Origin of the sequence: Leclercia sp. W17, from assembly GCF_003336325.1 — a bacterium.
Classification (GTDB): Bacteria; Pseudomonadota; Gammaproteobacteria; order Enterobacterales; family Enterobacteriaceae; genus Enterobacter.
This window is the reverse complement of record NZ_CP031101.1, coordinates 4,114,537-4,135,791: the sequence shown is the minus strand read 5'-3', so window position 1 is coordinate 4,135,791 and position 21,255 is coordinate 4,114,537. Positions and strand designations below refer to the sequence as shown.

Here is a 21,255-nt window from a genome sequence, read left to right as displayed (position 1 = left end):
CATGGTCAAAGTTTATGCCCCGGCTTCCAGCGCCAATATGAGCGTCGGGTTTGATGTGCTGGGTGCGGCGGTGACGCCAGTGAATGGCGCATTGCTGGGTGATACGGTTACGGTAGAAGCGGCGGACAGCTTCAGTCTGAACAACGTCGGGCGTTTCGCCAGCAAGCTGCCGAGCGAGCCGCGGGAAAATATTGTCTATCAGTGCTGGGAGCGTTTTTGTCAGGAGATCGGTAAAAACGTCCCTGTTGCCATGACGCTGGAAAAAAGCATGCCGATTGGCTCCGGGCTGGGCTCCAGCGCCTGTTCCGTCGTCGCCGCGCTGGTGGCGATGAACGAACATTGCGGCAAGCCGCTGAATAACACTCGCCTGCTGGCCCTGATGGGAGAGCTGGAAGGGCGCATCTCCGGCAGCATTCATTATGATAATGTCGCCCCCTGTTTCCTGGGCGGCATGCAGTTGATGATCGAAGAGAACGGCATCATCAGCCAGCAGGTGCCAGGCTTTGATGAGTGGCTGTGGGTGCTGGCCTATCCGGGCATCAAAGTATCGACCGCGGAAGCGCGCGCTATTCTGCCGGCGCAGTATCGCCGTCAGGACTGCATCGCCCATGGCCGTCATCTGGCGGGCTTTATTCATGCCTGCTATACCCGTCAGCCAGGGCTTGCAGCAAAACTGATGAAAGATGTTATTGCCGAGCCGTACCGCACTAAGCTGCTGCCTGGCTTTGACGAGGCACGCAGCGCCGCACTGGATATTGGCGCACTGGCCTGCGGCATCTCCGGTTCCGGACCGACCCTGTTTGCGCTGTGCGACAAACCGGATACGGCTGAGCGGGTGGCAGGTTGGCTGGAGAAAAATTACCTGCAAAATCAGGAAGGCTTTGTTCATATTTGCCGTCTGGATACGGCGGGCGCACGAGTACTGGGATAAACGATGAAACTCTACAATCTTAAAGATCATAACGAGCAGGTAAGTTTTGCACAGGCAGTAACGCAGGGGCTGGGCAAAAACCAGGGGCTGTTCTTCCCGCACGATCTGCCGGAATTCGGTCTGACCGAAATTGACGAGATGCTGAAGCAGGATTTCGTCACCCGCAGCACCAAAATTCTTTCCGCCTTTATTGGCGACGAAATCCCGAAGGAGCTGCTGGAAGAGCGCGTCCGCGCGGCCTTTGCCTTCCCGGCACCGGTAAGCCAGGTCGAGCCGGATGTCGGCTGCCTTGAGCTGTTCCACGGCCCGACGCTGGCGTTTAAAGATTTTGGCGGCCGCTTTATGGCGCAGATGCTGACCCATATCAGCGGCGATAAGCCAGTAACCATCCTGACCGCCACCTCCGGCGATACCGGGGCGGCGGTGGCGCATGCCTTCTACGGCCTGAAAAACGTCCGCGTCGTGATCCTCTACCCGCAGGGGAAAATCAGCCCGCTGCAGGAAAAACTCTTCTGTACGCTCGGCGGCAACATTGAAACCGTCGCTATCGACGGGGATTTCGATGCCTGTCAGGCGCTGGTTAAGCAGGCCTTCGATGATGAAGAACTGAAAGTGGCGCTGGGTCTGAACTCCGCCAACTCCATCAACATCAGCCGCCTGCTGGCGCAGATCTGCTATTACTTCGAAGCGGTGGCCCAGCTGCCGCAGGAAGCGCGTAATCAGCTGGTGATCTCGGTGCCGAGCGGCAACTTTGGCGATCTGACAGCCGGCCTGCTGGCGAAGTCTCTGGGCCTGCCGGTGAAACGCTTTATCGCGGCCACCAACGCCAACGACACCGTTCCCCGTTTCCTGAAAGAGGGCAAGTGGACGCCAAACGCGACGCAGGCCACTCTGTCTAACGCGATGGATGTCTCACAGCCTAACAACTGGCCGCGTGTGGAAGAGCTGTTCCGCCGTAAAATCTGGCGTCTGAATGAGCTGGGTTACGCTGCGGTGACTGACGAAACCACTAAAGAGACCATGCGTGAGCTGAAGCAGCTGGGCTACATCTCTGAACCGCATGCCGCGGTGGCGTATCGCGCCCTGCGCGATCAGCTGAACCCGGGCGAGTACGGCCTGTTCCTCGGCACCGCGCACCCGGCGAAGTTCAAAGAGAGCGTGGACGCAATCCTGGGCGATTCCCTGCCGCTGCCGAAAGAGCTGGCCGAACGTGCCGATCTGCCGCTGCTGTCGCACAATCTGCCGGCCGATTTTGCGGCGCTGCGTAAGTTGATGATGACGCGCGGGTGATTGTTTGTTGCCGGGTGGCGCTTCGCTTACCCGGCCTACACGAGCTCGAATTGTAGGCCCGGCAAGCACAGCGCCGCCGGGCACCATGCCGCATAATCCAGCCGGGGACGCCTCTGCGTTACCCGGCTTTTTTATGGAGAAATTAAGGAGAAAAATAGCAGGGAAAAAGTAGAATTTCCCAATAAATGCGGACACTTACAGAATAGGATTGCAGAGAATAACATCCTCCCTCTCCCTCACGTAATCTCCTTACATCGGCCCACAACGGGCAAGATCAATAAGGAGTAACCTATGTCGAAACTGAAACCTGTGCTGATCGCGCTTTCTCTGATGCTGGTGGCTCCGATGGCGGCTCAGGCCTCTGAAATCACCCTGGTACCGGCGGTCAAATTGCAAATTGGCGATCGGGACAAGCAAGGACACTACTGGGATGGCGGTCACTGGCGTGACCATGACTGGTGGAAATCTCACTACGAGTGGCGGGATAACCGCTGGCATCCGCATGGCGAGCATCACGATAATCGCCATCACGATCGTCATGACGATCACCGTCCGGGACCGGACCGGAAGCACCATTAAAATTACCCCGCCAACCGGCGGGGTTTTGCTTTACTGCTCGTGGCGCTTAAACACCAGCTCACCTTTCCCTGATGCTTCCTCATCAAAGAAATAGCCTTCGCTGTCGAATGCTTTCAGTTGCTCTGGCTGGGTCAGACGGTTTTCAATGATGTAGCGGCTCATCAGCCCGCGCGCTTTTTTGGCGTAGAAGCTGATCACTTTGAATTTGCCATTCTTCTCGTCCAGGAAGACCGGCTTGACGATCTCCGCGTTCAGCTTTTTCGGTTTGACCGATTTGTAGTATTCATCGGATGCCAGGTTGATCAGGACATTGTCGCCCTGCGCCTTCAGCGCCGCGTTCAGCGTGTCGGTGATGGTCTCGCCCCAGAACTGATAGAGATCCTTCCCTCTCGCATTTTCCAGGCGGATCCCCATCTCCAGGCGGTAAGGCTGCATCAAATCCAGCGGGCGCAATACCCCGTACAGGCCGGAGAGCATGCGCAAATGCTGCTGGGCAAAATCAAAATCCGCTTCGCTAAAGGTTTCTGCCTGGAGACCGGTATAAACATCGCCTTTAAAGGCCAGAATCGCCTGACGCGCGTTGGATGGGGTGAAATCGGGCTGCCAGTCGTGGAAACGGGTGGCATTCAGATCCGCCAGCTTGTCGCTGATGCTCATCAGGGTCGCAATTTGCGGAGCCGAAAGTTTACGCGCCTCGTGGATCAGCTGTTGCGATTGATCCAGCAGTTCCGGCTGGGTATAGCGCTCGGTGGCGAGGGGGCTCTGGTAGTCGAGCGTTTTGGCAGGTGAAATCAGAATCAGCATATCCAGTCCTTGCAGGAGATTTGGTGCGATTTTAACAAAAAAACCGCCTCGATTGATCGATGGCTGTTATTGACGCGGCAAATCATCCCAGGCGCCAGGGGCGAGCTGTTCTACAATCTCGGGATAACGCGAGGCATCAAAGACCGGCTGGACGCCCAGCTTGCGCTGACGCAGATAGTCCCGGGCAATCAGGGTCACCACCGGGGAGAGCAGCAGGATAGCCGTCAGGTTGGCGATGGCCATCAGAGCCATGATGATATCCGCCAGCTGCCAGACCATCGGCAGGCTTAACAGCGATCCGAGCAGCACCATCAGCACAACGCCGCCCCGTAATACCCAGCGCGATCGCCGGGCATCGGGATGCAGAAAGATCAGATTATTTTCGGCATAGATGTAATTCACCACGATGGAGCTGAACGCGAACAGGATGAGGATAAACCCTATGAATCCGGCTCCCCAGCTCCCGGTCAGGTTTATCAGCGCCTGTTGCAGCAACTGTATGCCTGCGGTATCTGCCGGCAGATCCATCGGCCCTGCCAGCAGCACGATCATGGCGCTGGCGGTACAGATAATGATGGTATCGACGAAGACGCCGATCATCTGCACCAGCCCCTGAGAGGCCGGGTGAGGGGGGCAGGAGGCGGCGGCTGCTGCGGCATTCGGGGTTGAGCCCATGCCCGCTTCGTTGGAAAACATGCCGCGCTGGAAACCCGCCGTCAGGGCCTGACTCAGGGTATAGCCCAGAGCCCCGGCGGCCGCTTCGCGCCAGCCAAAGGCGCTTTTGACGATCAGACTGAAGACGGCAGGTAACTGTTCGGCATGCCAGGCGCAGATGATCAGGCTGGTCATGAGCCACAGCAGCGCCATCGCCGGCACCATCCACTGCATCAGCCGGGCGACGCCTTTGATGCCGGTGACGATCACCAGCAGCGTGAACGCGGCCAGCATGCCGCCGGTGATGATTTCCGGGCAGTCAAAGGCGAAGCGCAGCGCATGGGCCACCGAGTGGGCCTGGACAGTGTTAAAAATAAGACCGTAGGCGACGAGCAAAAAGAGTGAAAAGAGCACGCCCATCCAGCGCATGCCAAGGCCCCGGGCCATGTACCAGGCTGGGCCACCGCGAAATTGCCCCTGTTTATCCGCTTCCTTATATAGCTGCGCCAGCGAGCACTCTGCGAAGGAGGTCGCCATACCGATAATGGCGGTCATCCACATCCAGAATATCGCCCCCGGGCCGCCAGCGGAGATGGCCAGCGCGACCCCGGCCAGGTTACCGCTGCCGAGCCGGGCCGCCAGACTGGTGCAGAGCGCCTGGAACGAGGTTAAGCCTCCCGGCTGCGGGCTCAGGCTATTTTTCAGATTAATGCGCAGTTGAGGAAGGGCGCTAAATTGAATAAACCCGCTGCGAACAGTGAACCAAAGACCTGCCGCAAAAAGCAGGTATATCATCACCGAACCCCACAGGATTTCATTAATAAACGACAGATAATCAGGCACTAACGTCCCTCGTGTTGATGCCAAAGTGCATAGGTAATCGCTTCGAGCGATTGAACAAACAGTGAATGGGTAATCTGTTATTTTGCCGAGTTTATCACAGTATCCTTCAGCGCATTGTCTGCGGTTGCGCTGACCTTCCGTCGTGTTATCATCAGGGCAGACCGGTTACATCCCCCTAACAAGTAAACCTGTCATTTTTCCGTTTCTGGCATCTTGCTGGTAACGCGAATTATCCAGGGCAAGTTAAAGAGAAACACTATCATGACGGATAAATTAACCTCCCTTCGTCAGTTCACGACTGTTGTCGCTGACACCGGAGATATCGCGGCAATGAAGTTGTACCAGCCGCAGGATGCCACAACGAACCCTTCTCTGATCCTTAACGCTGCACAGATCCCTGAATACCGTAAACTGATCGACGATGCTGTTGCCTGGGCGAAAAGCCAGAGCAGCGATCGCGCACAGCAGGTAGTGGATGCTACCGACAAACTGGCTGTGAACATCGGTCTGGAGATCCTGAAACTGGTTCCGGGCCGTATCTCCACTGAAGTGGATGCGCGTCTCTCTTACGACACCGAAGCCTCCATCGCGAAAGCCAAACGCCTGATCAAGCTGTACAACGATGCGGGTATCAGCAACGACCGTATCCTGATCAAACTGGCTTCCACCTGGCAGGGCATTCGCGCTGCAGAGCAGCTGGAAAAAGAGGGCATCAACTGTAACCTGACCCTGCTGTTCTCCTTCGCGCAGGCGCGTGCGTGTGCAGAAGCGGGCGTGTACCTGATCTCGCCATTCGTGGGCCGTATTCTGGACTGGTACAAAGCCAACACCGATAAGAAAGAGTACGCGGCAGCGGAAGATCCGGGTGTGGTTTCCGTTACCGAGATCTACGAGTACTACAAACAGCACGGTTATGAAACCGTGGTGATGGGCGCAAGCTTCCGTAACGTGGGCGAGATCCTGGAACTGGCTGGCTGTGACCGTCTGACCATCGCACCTGCGCTGCTGAAAGAGCTGGCAGAAAGCGAAGGTACCATCGAGCGTAAGCTGAGCTTCAGCGGTGAAGTGAAAGCCCGCCCAGAGCGCATCACTGAATCTGAGTTCCTGTGGCAGCACAACCAGGATCCAATGGCGGTAGACAAACTGGCGGACGGTATCCGTAAGTTTGCCATCGACCAGGAAAAACTGGAAAAAATGATCGGCGACCTGCTGTAATCATTCCAGCGTGACCGGGCTCCCGGTCACGCTACCTCTCTCGTACCCTGTCTGAATCGCCTTCCTGCGTGTATCATTCCCCTCAATCTGTATTGTTTGAATGGAATGGATATGAATACCTTACGCATTGGCTTAGTTTCCGTCTCAGATCGCGCCTCCAGCGGTGTCTATGAAGATAAAGGCATCCCCGCGCTGGAAGCCTGGCTGGCGTCTGCCCTGACTACGCCGTTTGAAGTACAAACCCGTCTGATCCCGGACGAGCAGGCCGTGATTGAGCAAACCCTGTGTGAACTGGTGGATGAAATGAGCTGTCACCTGGTGCTGACAACCGGCGGTACCGGTCCGGCACGACGCGATGTGACCCCGGACGCAACGCTTGCCATCGCCGACCGTGAAATGCCGGGCTTTGGCGAACAGATGCGCCAGATCAGTCTACACTTTGTGCCAACGGCAATCCTGTCACGCCAGGTCGGGGTGATCCGCAAGCAGGCGCTGATCCTCAATTTACCAGGCCAGCCGAAGTCCATTAAAGAGACGCTGGAAGGCGTTAAAGAGGCTGACGGCAAAGTGGTGGTGGCGGGGATCTTTGCCAGTGTACCGTATTGTGTACAGCTTCTTGAAGGACCTTATGTCGAAACCGATCCGCAGGTGGTAGCAGCTTTTCGCCCGAAAAGCGCAAGGCGTGAAACAATCTCCTGAAATTAACAATAATGTGACATAAGCTGTAACGATGGTAGCGTGCTGATTGATTTACGGTATAGTAATTTTTTCTTTACGATCGCTGTAAATATAATCCAATAATTCAGCCCAGAATGGTTCGCTATGTCACATTACAACCGGCCTCTCACTCGTCAGGATTATAAAACCCTCACGCTTGCCGCACTCGGCGGCGCGCTGGAGTTTTATGACTTCATCATTTTCGTCTTCTTTGCTGCTGTCGTCGGGGAGCTGTTCTTCCCGCCTGACATTCCCGAATGGCTGCGTCAGGTTCAGACCTTTGGCATTTTCGCCGCCGGTTATCTGGCGCGCCCGCTGGGCGGCATCGTAATGGCCCACTTCGGCGATCTGGTCGGGCGTAAGAAGATGTTCACCCTTAGCATCCTGCTGATGGCGGTACCCACCCTGGCGATTGGCCTGTTACCGACCTATGCCTCCATGGGCATTCTCGCGCCGATCCTGCTCTTACTGATGCGCATCCTGCAGGGGGCGGCGATCGGCGGTGAAGTGCCAGGTGCATGGGTATTTGTGGCGGAACATGTTCCGGCCCGGCGGATCGGCATTGCCTGCGGCACGCTGACCGCAGGGCTGACCGTTGGCATTCTGCTGGGCTCGGTGGTGGCGACGCTGGTGAATACCAGCATGACCCAACAGGCGGTACACGACTGGGGCTGGCGTATTCCATTCCTGCTGGGCGGCGCGTTTGGCCTGGTCGCCATGTATCTGCGCCGCTGGCTGCAGGAGACACCGGTATTCCTTGAGATGCAGCAGCGTAAGGCGCTGGCGCAGGAGCTGCCGGTGAAAGCGGTGGTGGTGCGGCACAGAAAGGCGGTGGTGGTGTCAATGCTGCTCACCTGGCTGCTCTCAGCAGGTATCGTGGTGGTGATTTTGATGTCACCGGTCTGGCTGCAAAAACAGTACGGCTTTGCGCCGGCGGTGACGCTGCAGGCCAACAGCATCGCCACCATCATGCTCTGCTTTGGCTGCCTGATTGCCGGGCTGGCGGTGGATCGTATCGGCTCCAGCCTGACCTTTATCATTGGCAGCCTGCTGCTGGCCGGATCGAGCTGGGCGTTTTACCATCTTGCGGGCAGCCATCCTGAACAGCTGTTCCTGCTGTATGGCGCGGTGGGGCTTTGCGTGGGTGTGGTAGGCGCTGTGCCGTACGTGATGGTCCGCGCCTTCCCGCCAGAGGTGCGCTTCACCGGTATTTCGTTCTCCTATAACGTTTCGTACGCCATCTTCGGCGGCCTGACGCCGGTTGCCGTAACCCTACTGATGGGCGTGTCGCCAATGGCACCCGCCTGGTATGTGCTGGCGCTCTCGTTGATGGGGCTGGCGCTGGGAATTTGGCTACGGCAGGGGATGATAGAGAAAGAGGTGCCGGAACTGGCTAGCTCCGCTCGCGGATAAACGCCGGAGAGATTTCGTGCCCGCGGAGCGGGCACGAAGGGGATCAGTGTTTTTCACCAATCGGCAGAACGGTGCGACCGAACTGCTCGTTCAGGACTTCACCCATTGCCAGGTAGATGGCGCTGGCGCCGCAGACCAGGCCAACCCAGCCCGCCACGTGGATAATGGCTTCGCCGTTATCCACCAGGTGACCCACTGCCAGCAGGGCGAACAGCACGGTCAGGCTCAGGAAGACGAACTGCAGCGCGCGGTTACCTACCAGCGTGCCGAAGAACATGAACAGCGTGAAGACGCCCCACAGGCCCAGGTAGACACCCAGGAACGGTGTATTAGCCGCATCGGCCAGGCCCATTTTCGGCATCAGCAGAATGGCGACCAGGGTCAGCCAGAAAGAGCCGTAAGAGGTGAATGCGGTTAAACCGAAGGTGTTGCCTTTCTTATATTCCAGCAGGCCCGCGAAGATCTGTGCGATACCGCCATAAAAAATGCCCATCGCCAGGATAACGCCATCCATCGGGAACATCCCGATATTATGCAGGTTCAGCAGAATGGTGGTCATGCCAAAACCCATCAGGCCCAGCGGAGCCGGATTAGCCAACTTAGTGTTGCCCATAAGTCCTCAAAAAAATCATCATTAATATGGTGAAATAGTGGTTCCCACGCCAATACTCCCTGGCGGGGCGCGGCATCATAATGGGCGCCATCGATGCCGTCTATGATCTAATCAGGGTGAAATTAAAAAATTTTTTATCCATCCCCCTTGATGGATGCTGTTGCGACCCCATCTTGTAGTCAACCGCAGTGTGTGGACCTGAAAAAATTCAAATCTGGGCAGTTGAAAAAGCACCTTCTGCCCTTATTACAGGTACACAACCACATGTTGACCGAATTTATAGTGGAGACGTTTAGATGGGTAAAATTATTGGTATCGACCTGGGTACTACCAACTCTTGTGTAGCGATTATGGACGGCACTACTGCACGTGTGCTGGAGAATGCCGAGGGCGATCGCACCACGCCTTCTATCATTGCCTATACCCAGGATGGTGAAACTCTGGTTGGTCAGCCGGCTAAACGTCAGGCAGTGACAAACCCGCAAAACACGCTGTTTGCGATTAAGCGCCTGATTGGCCGTCGCTTCCAGGACGAAGAAGTTCAGCGTGATGAAGCCATCATGCCGTACAAAATCATCGGCGCTGAAAACGGCGACGCCTGGATTGATGTTAAAGGTCAGAAAATGGCACCGCCGCAGATCTCTGCTGAAGTGCTGAAAAAAATGAAGAAAACGGCGGAAGATTACCTGGGTGAGCCGGTAACTGAAGCGGTTATCACTGTACCAGCCTACTTCAACGATGCGCAGCGTCAGGCAACCAAAGACGCAGGCCGTATCGCGGGTTTGGAAGTCAAACGTATCATCAACGAACCAACCGCAGCGGCACTGGCTTACGGTCTGGATAAAGAAGTTGGCAACCGCACTATCGCGGTATACGACCTTGGTGGTGGTACTTTCGATATCTCTATTATCGAAATCGACGAAGTTGACGGCGAAAAAACCTTCGAAGTTCTGGCAACCAACGGTGATACCCACCTGGGTGGTGAAGACTTCGACAGCCGTATGATCAACTACCTCGTTGACGAATTTAAGAAAGATCAGGGCATTGACCTGCGTAACGATCCGCTGGCTATGCAGCGCCTGAAAGAAGCCGCAGAAAAAGCGAAAATCGAGCTCTCTTCTGCGCAGCAGACCGACGTGAACCTGCCGTACATCACTGCAGACGCCACCGGTCCAAAACACATGAACATCAAAGTGACTCGCGCGAAACTGGAAAGCCTGGTAGAAGACCTGGTTAACCGTTCCATCGAGCCGCTGAAAGTTGCGCTGCAGGATGCGGGCCTGTCCGTATCTGAAATCCAGGACGTTATTCTGGTAGGTGGCCAGACTCGTATGCCAATGGTTCAGAAGAAAGTCGCTGAATTCTTTGGTAAAGAGCCGCGTAAAGACGTTAACCCGGACGAAGCCGTTGCTATCGGTGCTGCTGTTCAGGGCGGCGTACTGACCGGTGATGTTAAAGACGTACTGCTGCTGGACGTTACCCCGCTGTCTCTGGGTATCGAAACCATGGGCGGTGTGATGACTCCGCTGATCGCCAAAAACACCACCATCCCGACCAAGCACAGCCAGGTGTTCTCTACCGCTGAAGACAACCAGTCTGCGGTAACCATCCACGTGCTGCAGGGTGAGCGTAAACGTGCCGCAGATAACAAAGATCTGGGCCAGTTTAACCTCGACGGTATCAGCCCGGCGCCGCGCGGTATGCCTCAGATCGAAGTCACCTTCGACATCGATGCTGACGGTATCCTGCACGTTTCCGCGAAGGACAAAAACAGCGGTAAAGAGCAGAAGATCACCATCAAGGCCTCTTCTGGTCTGAACGAAGAAGAGATCCAGAAAATGGTTCGCGAAGCAGAAGCGAACGCCGAGTCTGACCGTAAGTTCGAAGAGCTGGTTCAGACCCGCAACCAGGGTGACCATCTGCTGCACAGCACCCGTAAGCAGGTTGAAGAAGCGGGCGATAAACTGCCAGCTGACGATAAAACCGCTATCGAGTCTGCACTGAGCGCGCTGGAAGCTTCCCTGAAGGGCGAAGACAAAGCTGATATCGAAGCGAAAATGCAGGCACTGGCGCAGGTTTCCGGGAAGCTGATGGAGATCGCACAGCAGCAGCACGCACAGCAGCAGGCTGGTGCAGGCGCTGACGCTTCTGCGAACAACGCGAAAGATGACGATGTTGTCGACGCAGAGTTTGAAGAAGTGAAAGACAAAAAATAATCGCCCTTTGAACGGGTAATACACTGGCACGGGCGAAGAGGTTTCCTCTCCGCCCGTGCACGCATGTTAGGGGCAGATAAAACAAGATGGCAAAGCAAGACTATTACGAGATTTTAGGCGTTTCCAAAACAGCGGAAGAGCGTGAAATCAAAAAGGCGTACAAGCGCCTGGCCATGAAATATCACCCGGACCGCAACCAGGGTGACAAAGAGGCCGAAGCCAAATTTAAAGAGATCAAAGAAGCCTACGAAGTCCTGACCGATGCGCAGAAACGTGCGGCTTACGATCAGTACGGTCATGCCGCGTTTGAACAGGGCGGCATGGGCGGCGGCGGTTTTGGCGGCGGCGGCGCAGATTTCAGCGATATCTTTGGTGACGTGTTCGGCGATATCTTCGGCGGCGGCCGCGGTCGTCAGCGTGCAGCCCGTGGCGCAGACCTGCGTTACAACATGGAGCTGACGCTGGAAGAGGCGGTCCGTGGCGTGACGAAAGAGATCCGCATCCCGACGCTGGAAGAGTGTGACGTTTGCCACGGCAGCGGCGCGAAGGTGGGCACCAAGCCGCAGACCTGTCCAACCTGTCACGGCTCTGGTCAGGTGCAGATGCGTCAGGGCTTCTTCGCGGTACAGCAGAGCTGTCCGCACTGTCAGGGTCGCGGTACGCTGATCAAGGATCCGTGCAACAAATGTCATGGTCACGGTCGTGTCGAGAAGACCAAAACCCTCTCCGTTAAAATCCCGGCGGGCGTGGATACCGGCGATCGTATTCGTCTCTCTGGCGAAGGCGAAGCAGGCGAGCATGGCGCACCGGCAGGCGATCTGTACGTTCAGGTACAGGTGAAGCAGCACGCGATTTTTGAACGTGAAGGTAACAACCTGTACTGCGAAGTGCCGATCAACTTTGCGATGGCGGCGATGGGCGGTGAGATTGAAGTGCCAACGCTGGACGGCCGTGTAAACCTGAAAGTGCCTGGCGAAACCCAGACCGGCAAGCTGTTCCGTATGCGGGGCAAAGGCGTGAAATCCGTCCGTGGCGGCGCTCAGGGCGACCTGCTTTGCCGCGTGGTGGTCGAAACTCCGGTTGGCCTGAACGAAAAACAGAAGCAACTGCTGCGAGAACTTCAGGATAGCTTTGGTGGCCCAACCGGTGAAAACAACAGCCCGCGCTCCAAAAGCTTCTTTGATGGCGTGAAAAAATTCTTTGACGATTTGACTCGCTAACACTGAGCTAACGTTGTCCCCGAAGCCCGGAAGCGATTCCGGGCTTTTTTATCCCTGAAATGGTCAGTTCGAAAAAACTGAGTCTATAGTTAACATTAACCTGCTTTTGCCGATGAATATCCGTGCGTATGATGGTTTTAACGAAGGATTGTCGTAAAAAGAGAGAGTAATAGTGAAACTTTTGAATCGTTTTTTCCGCAATGAGGCCTCTGGGGGCATCATACTCATGCTGGCCGCAGCCATCGCTATGCTGCTGGCAAACCTGGGCCCAACCCGCGGCCTGTATCACGCTTTTCTGGAAACACCCGTTGAGTTACGCGTCGGCGTGCTGGAAATCAACAAGAACATGCTGCTGTGGATCAACGATGCACTGATGGCGGTCTTTTTCCTGCTGGTGGGGCTGGAGGTCAAGCGTGAGCTGGTTCAGGGCTCCCTTGCAAGCCGTCAGCGCGCGGCGTTTCCGGTGATTGCCGCCATCGGCGGGATGGTGGTTCCGGCCCTCATCTTTCTGGCTTTTAACTATCAGGATCCCATTGCCCGGGATGGCTGGGCGATCCCGGCAGCAACGGACATCGCCTTTGCGTTGGGCGTTCTGGCGCTGTTAGGTAAACGCGTGCCGATGGAGTTAAAAATCTTCCTGATGGCGCTGGCGATCATCGATGACCTGGGCGCAATCGTCATTATTGCCCTGTTCTATACCAGCGAACTGTCGGTGCTGTCGCTGGCGGTAGCGGCGGCGGCCATCGCGGTGCTGGCGCTACTCAATATCTGCAATGTCCGTCGCATTGGTATCTATCTCCTGGTGGGCATGGTGCTGTGGACGGCTGTACTGAAATCGGGCGTGCATGCCACTCTGGCCGGCGTGATTATCGGTTTCTTCATGCCGCTGAAGGCGCAAGAGGGTAAATCGCCGGCGAAGCAGCTTGAGCACGTGCTGCATCCGTGGGTCGCTTTTATGATCCTGCCGCTCTTTGCCTTCGCAAACGCGGGTGTTTCCCTTGAGGGCGTCACGCTGGATGGATTGATGTCGATGCTGCCGCTGGGGATCATCGCCGGGCTGTTTATCGGTAAGCCGTTGGGGATTGGCCTCTTCTGCTGGATGGCGCTGAAACTGAAGCTTGCCACCTTGCCGCACGGAACCACCTGCCGGCAGATCATGGCCGTTGGCGTGCTGTGCGGGATCGGCTTTACAATGTCGATCTTTATCTCAACACTGGCGTTTGGCGCGAATGCCCCTGAGCTTATCATCTGGGCTAAGCTGGCTATCTTAACCGGATCGCTGTTGGCTGCGTTTGTAGGTTATATGTTGCTGAAGACGAAACTGCCATCGCAGGCGCATCCGGCGTAACGGGACTCCGGGAGGGACAGGCAGCCCTCCCGTTAACACAATCAGGGAGCGAGGATCGTATGTCTCATCTTAACTACAACCATCTTTACTACTTCTGGCATGTCTATAAAGAGGGGTCGGTTGTCGGCGCTGCAGAAGCGCTCTACCTGACGCCGCAGACGATTACCGGGCAGATCAAAGCGCTGGAGGAGCGCCTGCAGGGCAAGCTCTTCAAGCGTAAGGGGCGCGGTATTGAGCCAAGCGAACTGGGTGAACTGGTGTTTCGCTACGCCGACAAAATGTTCACCCTGAGCCAGGAGATGCTGGATATTGTGAATTACCGTAAGGAGTCGAACCTGCTCTTTGATGTGGGCATTGCGGATGCACTGTCAAAGCGGCTGGTCAGCGGGGTGCTGGATGCGGCAGTCGTGAAGGATGAGCAGATCCACCTGCGCTGTTTTGAATCGACGCACGAGATGCTGCTGGAGCAGTTGAGCCAGCATAAGCTGGATATGATTATCTCTGACTGCCCCATCGACTCCACGCAGCAGGAAGGCCTTTTTTCGGTGAAGATTGGTGAATGCGGCGTCAGCTTCTGGTGCAGTAATCCGCCGCCAGAAAAACCGTTCCCCGCCTGTCTGGAAGAGCGCCGTTTACTGGTTCCCGGGCGTCGTTCGATGCTGGGACGCAAGCTGCTGAACTGGTTTAACTCCCAGGGACTGAACGTTGAAATTCTGGGTGAGTTTGACGATGCTGCATTGATGAAAGCGTTCGGCGAAGCGCATAACGCCATTTTTGTCGCCCCAACGCTCTATGCGCAGGATCTCTATGCGGATGAGAAGATTACCGAGATTGGCCGGGTGGACAATGTGATGGAAGAGTATCACGCCATTTTTGCCGAAAGGATGATCCAGCATCCGGCGGTACAACGTATCTGTAATCAGGATTACGCTGCGCTGTTTACGCCACCGGTACTCTGAAGGCATAAAAAAACCCGCGTTAAGCGGGTTCTTTTAAAACAAGCAACAACAAATAGCGATTAAGCCAGTTTGTTGATCTGCGCGGTCAGGTTAGCCTTATGACGCGCTGCTTTGTTTTTGTGGATCAGACCTTTAGCAGCCTGACGATCCACGATTGGTTGCATTTCGTTAAATGCGTTCTGCGCAGCAGCTTTGTCGCCAGCTTCGATAGCTGCGTATACTTTCTTGATGAAAGTACGCATCATAGAGCGACGGCTTGCATTGTGCTTACGAGCCTTTTCAGACTGGATAGCACGTTTCTTAGCTGATTTGATATTAGCCAAGGTCCAACTCCCAAATATGATCTATGTGGACAATTCAAAGGCCGAGGAATATGCCCTCTATACCTTCTTTTGTCAATGGATTTGTGCAAATAAGCGCCGTTAAGGTGGCGACGCTACGTTACGTAGTGATGGCGCAGGATTCTACCAGCTTGTCGTGTCTGAATACAGCTTTTCGGCACAAAAAACGTTATCTGCCGACAGTTTTTTTCGCTCTGAAAGGTCAGCATGATGAAATCATTACAGCTTTCTGTTTTGCGGCAACAATCGCCGGTTAACCTTAACCGCTGTACAAGGTATACTCTGGCGATTTTCACTGTTTTGAGCCAGTCATGAAGCTGATACGCGGCATACATAATCTCAGTCAGGCCCCGCACGGGTGTGTGCTGACTATTGGTAATTTCGACGGCGTGCATCGTGGGCATCAGGTGCTGTTGCAGGGATTGCGTGAAGAGGGACGGGCACGGGGTCTGCCGGTCGTCGTAATGATTTTTGAACCGCAGCCGCTGGAGCTCTTCGCCAGCGAAAAGGCGCCTGCGCGACTGACCCGTCTGCGTGAAAAATTACGCTATCTGGCGCAGTGTGGCGTGGATTATGTCCTGTGCGTCCGGTTCGACCGACGCTTTGCCGCCCTGACGGCACAAAATTTTGTTGGCGACCTGCTGGTCGATCGCCTTGGGGTACAGTTTTTAGCGGTGGGCGATGATTTCCGCTTTGGCGCTGGTCGTCAGGGGGATTTCTTGCTATTACAGAAGGCTGGTCTGGAGTATGGCTTTGACGTCACCAGCACCCAGACCTTTTGCGAAGGCGGCGTGCGCATCAGCAGCACGGCGGTTCGCCAGGCTTTAGCCGATGACGATCTGGATACCGCCGCAAAACTGCTCGGGCGCCCGTTCTCCATTTCCGGACGGGTCGTGCATGGCGATGAACTGGGTCGCACCATTGGTTTCCCTACGGCGAATGTACCGCTGCGCCGTCAGGTTTCCCCGGTCAAAGGGGTTTATGCGGTAGAAGTGACGGGACTGGGTGATAAGCCTTTACCGGGTGTTGCCAATATTGGTACCCGTCCGACAGTTGCTGGCGTGCGCCAGCAGCTCGAAGTGCATTTGCTGGACGTTGTAATGGACCTCTACGGTCGCCATATAGATGTAATCCTGCGTAAAAAAATACGCAATGAGCAGCGATTCGCCTCGCTTGATGAGCTGAAAGCGCAAATCGCGAGAGATGAATTAACAGCCCGCGAAATATTTGGGCTATCGAACCCGGCTTAATGCCTGAGATATAAATACGGAACCGAGAATCTGATGAGTGACTATAAATCAACCCTGAATTTGCCGGAAACAGGGTTCCCGATGCGCGGCGATCTCGCCAAGCGCGAACCGGGAATGCTGGCGCGTTGGACCGATGATGACCTGTACGGCATCATCCGTGCAGCCAAAAAAGGTAAAAAAACTTTCATTCTGCATGATGGCCCTCCCTATGCGAATGGCAGCATTCATATTGGTCACTCTGTAAACAAGATTCTGAAAGACATTATCGTTAAGTCCAAAGGCTTAATGGGCTATGACTCGCCTTACGTTCCAGGCTGGGACTGCCACGGTCTGCCGATCGAGCTGAAAGTGGAGCAGGAGTTTGGCAAGCCGGGTGAGAAATTCACCGCTGCTGAATTCCGTGCTAAATGCCGCGAATATGCCGCCACGCAGGTTGATGGTCAGCGTAAAGACTTTATCCGTCTGGGCGTACTGGGCGACTGGTCGCATCCGTACCTGACCATGGACTTCAAAACCGAAGCCAACATCATCCGTGCGCTGGGTAAAATCATCGGCAACGGCCACCTGCACAAAGGCGCTAAGCCGGTGCACTGGTGCGTGGACTGCCGCTCTGCGCTGGCAGAGGCAGAAGTTGAGTATTACGACAAAACCTCTCCGTCCATCGACGTAGCCTTTGAAGGCGTCGATCAGGATGCGCTGCAGGGCAAATTTGGTCTGCCGGGCGTCAACGGCCCAATCTCGCTGGTCATCTGGACCACCACACCGTGGACCCTGCCTGCCAACCGCGCGATCTCCCTCTCTGCGGAGTTCGAATACGCGCTGGTACAGGTTGAAGGCCGTGCGCTGATCCTGGCGAAAGATCTGGTTGAGAGCGTGCTGAAGCGCGCGAACATCACTGATTACCAGGTACTCGGCACCGTGAAGGGCGCTGAGCTGGAGCTGATGCGCTTTAAGCATCCGTTCCTCGATTTCGATGTGCCGGCGATCCTGGGCGAGCACGTTACCCTGGAAGCGGGTACCGGTGCGGTACATACCGCCGGTGGCCACGGCCCGGACGACTACAACATCAGCCTGCAGTACGGGCTGGAAATCGCTAACCCGGTTGGCCCGGATGGCGCTTACCTGCCTGGCACATACCCGACGCTGGACGGTGTTAACGTCTTTAAAGCCAACGATATCATCGTCAACATGCTGCGCGACAACGGCTCGCTGCTGCACGTTGAAAAAATGCAGCACAGCTATCCATGCTGCTGGCGCCACAAGACGCCAATCATCTTCCGTGCGACCCCGCAGTGGTTTGTGAGCATGGATCAGAAAGGGCTGCGCACGCAGTCACTGAAAGAGATCAAAGGTGTGCAGTGGATCCCGGACTGGGGCCAGGCGCGTATCGAGTCCATGGTGGCGAACCGTCCTGACTGGTGTATCTCCCGTCAGCGTACCTGGGGCGTACCGATGTCTCTGTTCGTGCATAAAGAGACCCAGGAGCTGCACCCACGCACGCTGGAGCTGATGGAAGAAGTCGCTAAGCGCGTTGAAGTGGACGGCATTCAGGCGTGGTGGGATCTTGATTCCCGCGACATCTTGGGCGCAGATGCGGATAACTACGAGAAGGTGCCGGATACGCTGGACGTCTGGTTCGACTCCGGATCCACTCACGCCTCCGTGGTTGACGTGCGTCCTGAGTTTGCCGGTCACGCTGCCGACATGTATCTGGAAGGTTCTGACCAACACCGCGGCTGGTTCATGTCATCTCTGATGATCTCCACCGCCATGAAGGGCAAAGCGCCTTACCGTCAGGTACTGACCCACGGTTTCACCGTCGATGGTCAGGGCCGTAAGATGTCCAAATCTATCGGTAACACCGTTTCTCCGCAGGACGTGATGAACAAGCTGGGCGCGGATATTCTGCGTCTCTGGGTGGCATCCACCGACTACACCGGCGAAATGGCGGTTTCTGACGAGATCCTGAAACGTGCTGCCGACAGCTATCGTCGTATCCGTAACACCGCACGCTTCCTGCTGGCGAACCTGAATGGGTTTGATCCGGCAAAAGACATGGTGAAACCGGAAGAGATGGTAGTGCTGGATCGCTGGGCGGTAGGCTGTGCCCAGGCGGCGCAGGAAGATATCGTTAAGGCGTACGACTCCTACGACTTCCACGAAGTGGTGCAGCGCCTGATGCGCTTCTGCTCCATCGAGATGGGCTCGTTCTACCTCGACATCATCAAAGACCGTCAGTACACCGCCAAAGCGGACAGCGTGGCGCGTCGTAGCTGCCAGACAGCGCTGTACCACATCGCGGAAGCGCTGGTGCGCTGGATGGCGCCGATCATGTCCTTCACCGCAGATGAGATCTGGGGCTACCTGCCAGGCGACCGTGAGAAGTATGTCTTCACCGGCGAGTGGTATGAAGGTCTGTTTGGCCTGGGCGAAACCGAAGCCATGAACGATGCCTTCTGGGACGAGCTGCTGAAAGTGCGCGGCGAAGTGAACAAGGTGATCGAGCAGGCGCGTACCGACAAGAAAGTGGGCGGCTCTCTGGAGGCGGCAGTAACCCTGTACGCTGAACCAGAGCTGGCGGCGAAGCTGACGGCGCTGGGCGATGAATTACGATTTGTCCTGTTGACCTCCGGTGCAAAAGTTGCGGATTATGCCGATGCGAGCGCTGATGCCCAGCAGAGCGAACTGCTCAAAGGGCTGAAAGTGGCGCTGGCGAAAGCCGACGGCGAGAAGTGCCCGCGCTGCTGGCACTACACGACCGACGTCGGTCAGGTGGCGGAACACGCAGAGATCTGCGGACGCTGTGTCAGCAACGTCGCCGGTGATGGCGAAAAACGTAAGTTTGCCTGATGAGTAAATCACTCTCTTCAACAGGGCTGCGCTGGCTGTGGCTGGTGGTAGTCGTGCTGATTATTGATTTGGGCAGCAAATACCTGATCCTCCAGAACTTCGCTCTGGGGGATACGGTTCCGCTGTTCCCGTCGCTTAATCTGCACTATGCGCGCAACTATGGCGCAGCGTTTAGCTTCCTGGCGGATAGCGGCGGCTGGCAGCGCTGGTTCTTTGCAGGTATCGCACTCGGTATCTGCGTGGTACTGGCCGTGCTGATGTACCGTTCGAAAGCCACGCAAAAGCTGAACAACATCGCCTACGCGCTGATCATTGGCGGCGCGCTGGGTAACCTGTTCGACCGTCTGTGGCACGGCTTTGTGGTCGATATGATCGACTTCTATGTCGGCAACTGGCACTTCGCCACCTTCAATCTGGCCGATACGGCGATTTGTATCGGTGCGGCGCTGATTGTGCTGGAAGGCTTCTTGCCGAAGCCCGCAGCGAAAGAGCAGGCGTAACAAACCCGCCGGGCGGCGCTGCGTTTGCACCGGCCTACGATGAGTAGGCCCGGTAAGCGCAGCGCTACCGGGCAAAATGAGTGAGCACTCTGCATGTCTAAATCCGTACAGTCCAACAGCGCGATGCTGGTTCATTTCACGCTGAAACTCGATGATGGCTCCACGGCGGAGTCCACCCGCAATAACGGCAAACCGGCGCTGTTCCGTATGGGTGACACCTCTCTGTCTGAAGGTCTTGAGCAACAGCTGCTGGGGCTGAAAGAGGGGGATAAAAAAAGCTTTTCACTGGAACCGGATGCGGCGTTTGGCGTGCCGTCCCCGGACCTGATCCAGTACTTCTCGCGTCGTGAATTTATGGATGCAGGAGAGCCTGAGATCGGGGCGATAATGCTCTTTACCGCTATGGATGGCAGCGAAATGCCAGGTGTGATCCGTGAAATCAACGGCGACTCGATTACCGTTGACTTCAACCATCCGCTTGCCGGGCGTACCGTTCATTTTGATGTAGAAGTGCTGGAAATCGATCCGGCACTGGAGGCCTGAAATGCAGATCCTGTTGGCTAACCCGCGCGGTTTCTGCGCCGGTGTAGACCGCGCAATCAGCATTGTTGAAAACGCGCTGGAGATCTACGGCGCGCCGATTTACGTGCGTCATGAAGTGGTACACAACCGCTACGTGGTGGATAGCCTTCGCGAGCGTGGGGCGATCTTCATCGAGCAAATCAGCGAAGTGCCGGATGGCGCGATCCTGATCTTCTCCGCGCACGGCGTTTCACAGGCCGTGCGTAACGAAGCCAAAAGCCGCGATCTGACCGTCTTCGACGCTACCTGTCCGCTGGTGACGAAAGTGCATATGGAAGTGGCCCGTGCCAGCCGTCGTGGTGAAGAGTCGATCCTGATTGGCCACGCCGGTCACCCGGAAGTCGAAGGCACCATGGGGCAGTACAGCAACCCGGAAGGGGGGATGTATCTGGTTGAGTCCCCGGAAGATGTCCTGACGCTGAACGTGAAAAACGAAGCCCGTCTGTCGTTTATGACGCAGACCACGCTTTCGGTTGATGATACGTCGGATGTGATTGATGCCTTGCGCCAGCGCTTCCCGAAAATCGTCGGGCCGCGTAAAGATGATATCTGCTACGCAACCACTAACCGTCAGGAAGCGGTGCGCGCTCTGGCAGAACAGGCGGACGTAGTGCTGGTGGTCGGCTCGAAAAACTCCTCTAACTCCAACCGCCTGGCCGAACTGGCACAGCGAATGGGCAAGGCGGCGTTCCTGATCGACGACGCAACGGACATCCAGGAAGCGTGGGTTAAAAACGCAGCCTGTGTCGGTGTCACCGCAGGGGCTTCCGCGCCGGATATCCTGGTGCAGAATGTGATTGCCCGCCTTCAGGAGTTGGGTGGAGGTGAAGCCGTTCCGCTGGAAGGGCGCGAAGAGAATATCGTCTTCGAAGTCCCGAAAGAGCTGCGTATCGACGCCCGCGAAGTAGAATAAGATTTAAAAATGCCAGT

Annotated in this window: 19 protein-coding genes and 1 pseudogene; 16 read left to right on the top strand and 4 right to left on the bottom strand. The window is 56.1% G+C overall.

Going from position 1 to position 21,255, the window contains the following annotated elements:
- Nucleotide 1 precedes the first annotated feature (1 nt).
- From thrB to DVA44_RS20500, 3 genes are all read left to right on the top strand, one after another.
- Nucleotides 2-931, top strand: a complete 930-nt coding sequence (gene thrB, locus DVA44_RS20510; RefSeq protein ID WP_103178196.1) for a homoserine kinase — start codon at nt 2-4, stop codon at nt 929-931.
- Nucleotides 932-934: 3 nt separating this feature from the next.
- Entirely contained in the window at nt 935-2,221 is a 1,287-nt protein-coding gene (thrC, locus tag DVA44_RS20505; RefSeq protein ID WP_114387981.1) for a threonine synthase, read from the top strand.
- 291 nt (nt 2,222-2,512) lie between these two features.
- Complete coding sequence (locus tag DVA44_RS20500; protein WP_103823195.1) at nt 2,513-2,800, top strand: DUF2502 domain-containing protein; 288 nt, start codon at nt 2,513-2,515, stop codon at nt 2,798-2,800.
- 30 nt (nt 2,801-2,830) lie between these two features.
- Here the strand turns inward: DVA44_RS20500 and yaaA are convergent, their stop codons facing one another.
- Nucleotides 2,831-3,604, bottom strand: a complete 774-nt coding sequence (yaaA, locus tag DVA44_RS20495; RefSeq protein ID WP_114387980.1) for a peroxide stress protein YaaA — start codon at nt 3,602-3,604, stop codon at nt 2,831-2,833.
- A gap of 66 nt (nt 3,605-3,670) precedes the next feature.
- Nucleotides 3,671-5,101: a sodium:alanine symporter family protein gene (locus tag DVA44_RS20490; RefSeq protein WP_114387979.1), complete on the bottom strand. Its 1,431-nt coding sequence runs from the start codon at nt 5,099-5,101 to the stop codon at nt 3,671-3,673.
- Nucleotides 5,102-5,362: 261 nt separating this feature from the next.
- Here DVA44_RS20490 and tal point away from each other — a divergent pair, with 261 nt between their 5' ends.
- From tal to DVA44_RS20475, 3 genes are all read left to right on the top strand, one after another.
- Nucleotides 5,363-6,316 carry a transaldolase gene (tal, locus tag DVA44_RS20485; protein ID WP_103823198.1) on the top strand — a complete coding sequence of 318 codons (954 nt, stop codon included), beginning with the start codon at nt 5,363-5,365 and terminating at the stop codon, nt 6,314-6,316.
- Between the two features lie 111 nt (nt 6,317-6,427).
- Nucleotides 6,428-7,015, top strand: coding sequence for a molybdopterin adenylyltransferase (mog, locus tag DVA44_RS20480; protein WP_114315925.1), 588 nt, complete (start codon nt 6,428-6,430; stop codon nt 7,013-7,015).
- Nucleotides 7,016-7,138: 123 nt separating this feature from the next.
- Nucleotides 7,139-8,446, top strand: a complete 1,308-nt coding sequence (locus DVA44_RS20475; protein ID WP_114387978.1) for an MFS transporter — start codon at nt 7,139-7,141, stop codon at nt 8,444-8,446.
- A gap of 43 nt (nt 8,447-8,489) precedes the next feature.
- Here the strand turns inward: DVA44_RS20475 and satP are convergent, their stop codons facing one another.
- On the bottom strand, nt 8,490-9,059 hold the full coding sequence (gene satP, locus DVA44_RS20470; RefSeq protein WP_114315923.1) for an acetate uptake transporter: 570 nt from the start codon (nt 9,057-9,059) through the stop codon (nt 8,490-8,492).
- Between the two features lie 296 nt (nt 9,060-9,355).
- Between satP and dnaK the strand changes: the two genes are divergently transcribed.
- The 4 genes from dnaK (at nt 9,356) to nhaR (ending at nt 14,802) form a co-directional block, all read left to right on the top strand.
- On the top strand, nt 9,356-11,275 hold the full coding sequence (gene dnaK / locus DVA44_RS20465) for a molecular chaperone DnaK (RefSeq protein ID WP_103823202.1): 1,920 nt from the start codon (nt 9,356-9,358) through the stop codon (nt 11,273-11,275).
- 86 nt (nt 11,276-11,361) lie between these two features.
- Complete coding sequence (gene dnaJ / locus DVA44_RS20460) at nt 11,362-12,495, top strand: molecular chaperone DnaJ (RefSeq protein ID WP_103178209.1); 1,134 nt, start codon at nt 11,362-11,364, stop codon at nt 12,493-12,495.
- Nucleotides 12,496-12,667: 172 nt separating this feature from the next.
- Nucleotides 12,668-13,843 carry a Na+/H+ antiporter NhaA gene (gene nhaA, locus DVA44_RS20455; RefSeq protein WP_114387977.1) on the top strand — a complete coding sequence of 392 codons (1,176 nt, stop codon included), beginning with the start codon at nt 12,668-12,670 and terminating at the stop codon, nt 13,841-13,843.
- 59 nt (nt 13,844-13,902) lie between these two features.
- On the top strand, nt 13,903-14,802 hold the full coding sequence (gene nhaR, locus DVA44_RS20450) for a transcriptional activator NhaR (RefSeq protein WP_103178211.1): 900 nt from the start codon (nt 13,903-13,905) through the stop codon (nt 14,800-14,802).
- Nucleotides 14,803-14,861: 59 nt separating this feature from the next.
- On the opposite strand, the gene rpsT is transcribed toward nhaR, so the two are convergent.
- Nucleotides 14,862-15,125 (bottom strand): 30S ribosomal protein S20, encoded by a 264-nt coding sequence (rpsT, locus tag DVA44_RS20445; protein ID WP_008502037.1) that lies wholly within the window; start codon nt 15,123-15,125, stop codon nt 14,862-14,864.
- A 154-nt stretch (nt 15,126-15,279) separates the two neighbouring features.
- Between rpsT and DVA44_RS26120 the strand changes: the two are divergent.
- The 6 genes and pseudogenes from DVA44_RS26120 (at nt 15,280) to ispH (ending at nt 21,238) form a co-directional block, all read left to right on the top strand.
- Nucleotides 15,280-15,447: pseudogene (locus DVA44_RS26120) on the top strand (DUF2575 domain-containing protein).
- Between the two features lie 7 nt (nt 15,448-15,454).
- A complete protein-coding gene (gene ribF / locus DVA44_RS20435; protein ID WP_103823205.1) occupies nt 15,455-16,393 on the top strand; it encodes a bifunctional riboflavin kinase/FAD synthetase in 939 nt (312 codons plus the stop codon).
- Between the two features lie 33 nt (nt 16,394-16,426).
- The gene (ileS, locus tag DVA44_RS20430; protein WP_114387976.1) at nt 16,427-19,243 is read left to right on the top strand and encodes an isoleucine--tRNA ligase; all 2,817 of its coding nucleotides are present in this window, start codon (nt 16,427-16,429) and stop codon (nt 19,241-19,243) included.
- The gene (gene lspA, locus DVA44_RS20425; protein WP_103178215.1) at nt 19,243-19,743 is read left to right on the top strand and encodes a signal peptidase II; all 501 of its coding nucleotides are present in this window, start codon (nt 19,243-19,245) and stop codon (nt 19,741-19,743) included. The genes ileS and lspA overlap by 1 nt, the downstream gene beginning before the upstream one ends.
- A gap of 93 nt (nt 19,744-19,836) precedes the next feature.
- Nucleotides 19,837-20,286, top strand: coding sequence for an FKBP-type peptidyl-prolyl cis-trans isomerase (gene fkpB / locus DVA44_RS20420; RefSeq protein ID WP_103823207.1), 450 nt, complete (start codon nt 19,837-19,839; stop codon nt 20,284-20,286).
- A 1-nt stretch (nt 20,287) separates the two neighbouring features.
- Nucleotides 20,288-21,238, top strand: a complete 951-nt coding sequence (ispH, locus tag DVA44_RS20415) for a 4-hydroxy-3-methylbut-2-enyl diphosphate reductase (RefSeq protein ID WP_028015471.1) — start codon at nt 20,288-20,290, stop codon at nt 21,236-21,238.
- Nucleotides 21,239-21,255: the final 17 nt, after the last annotated feature.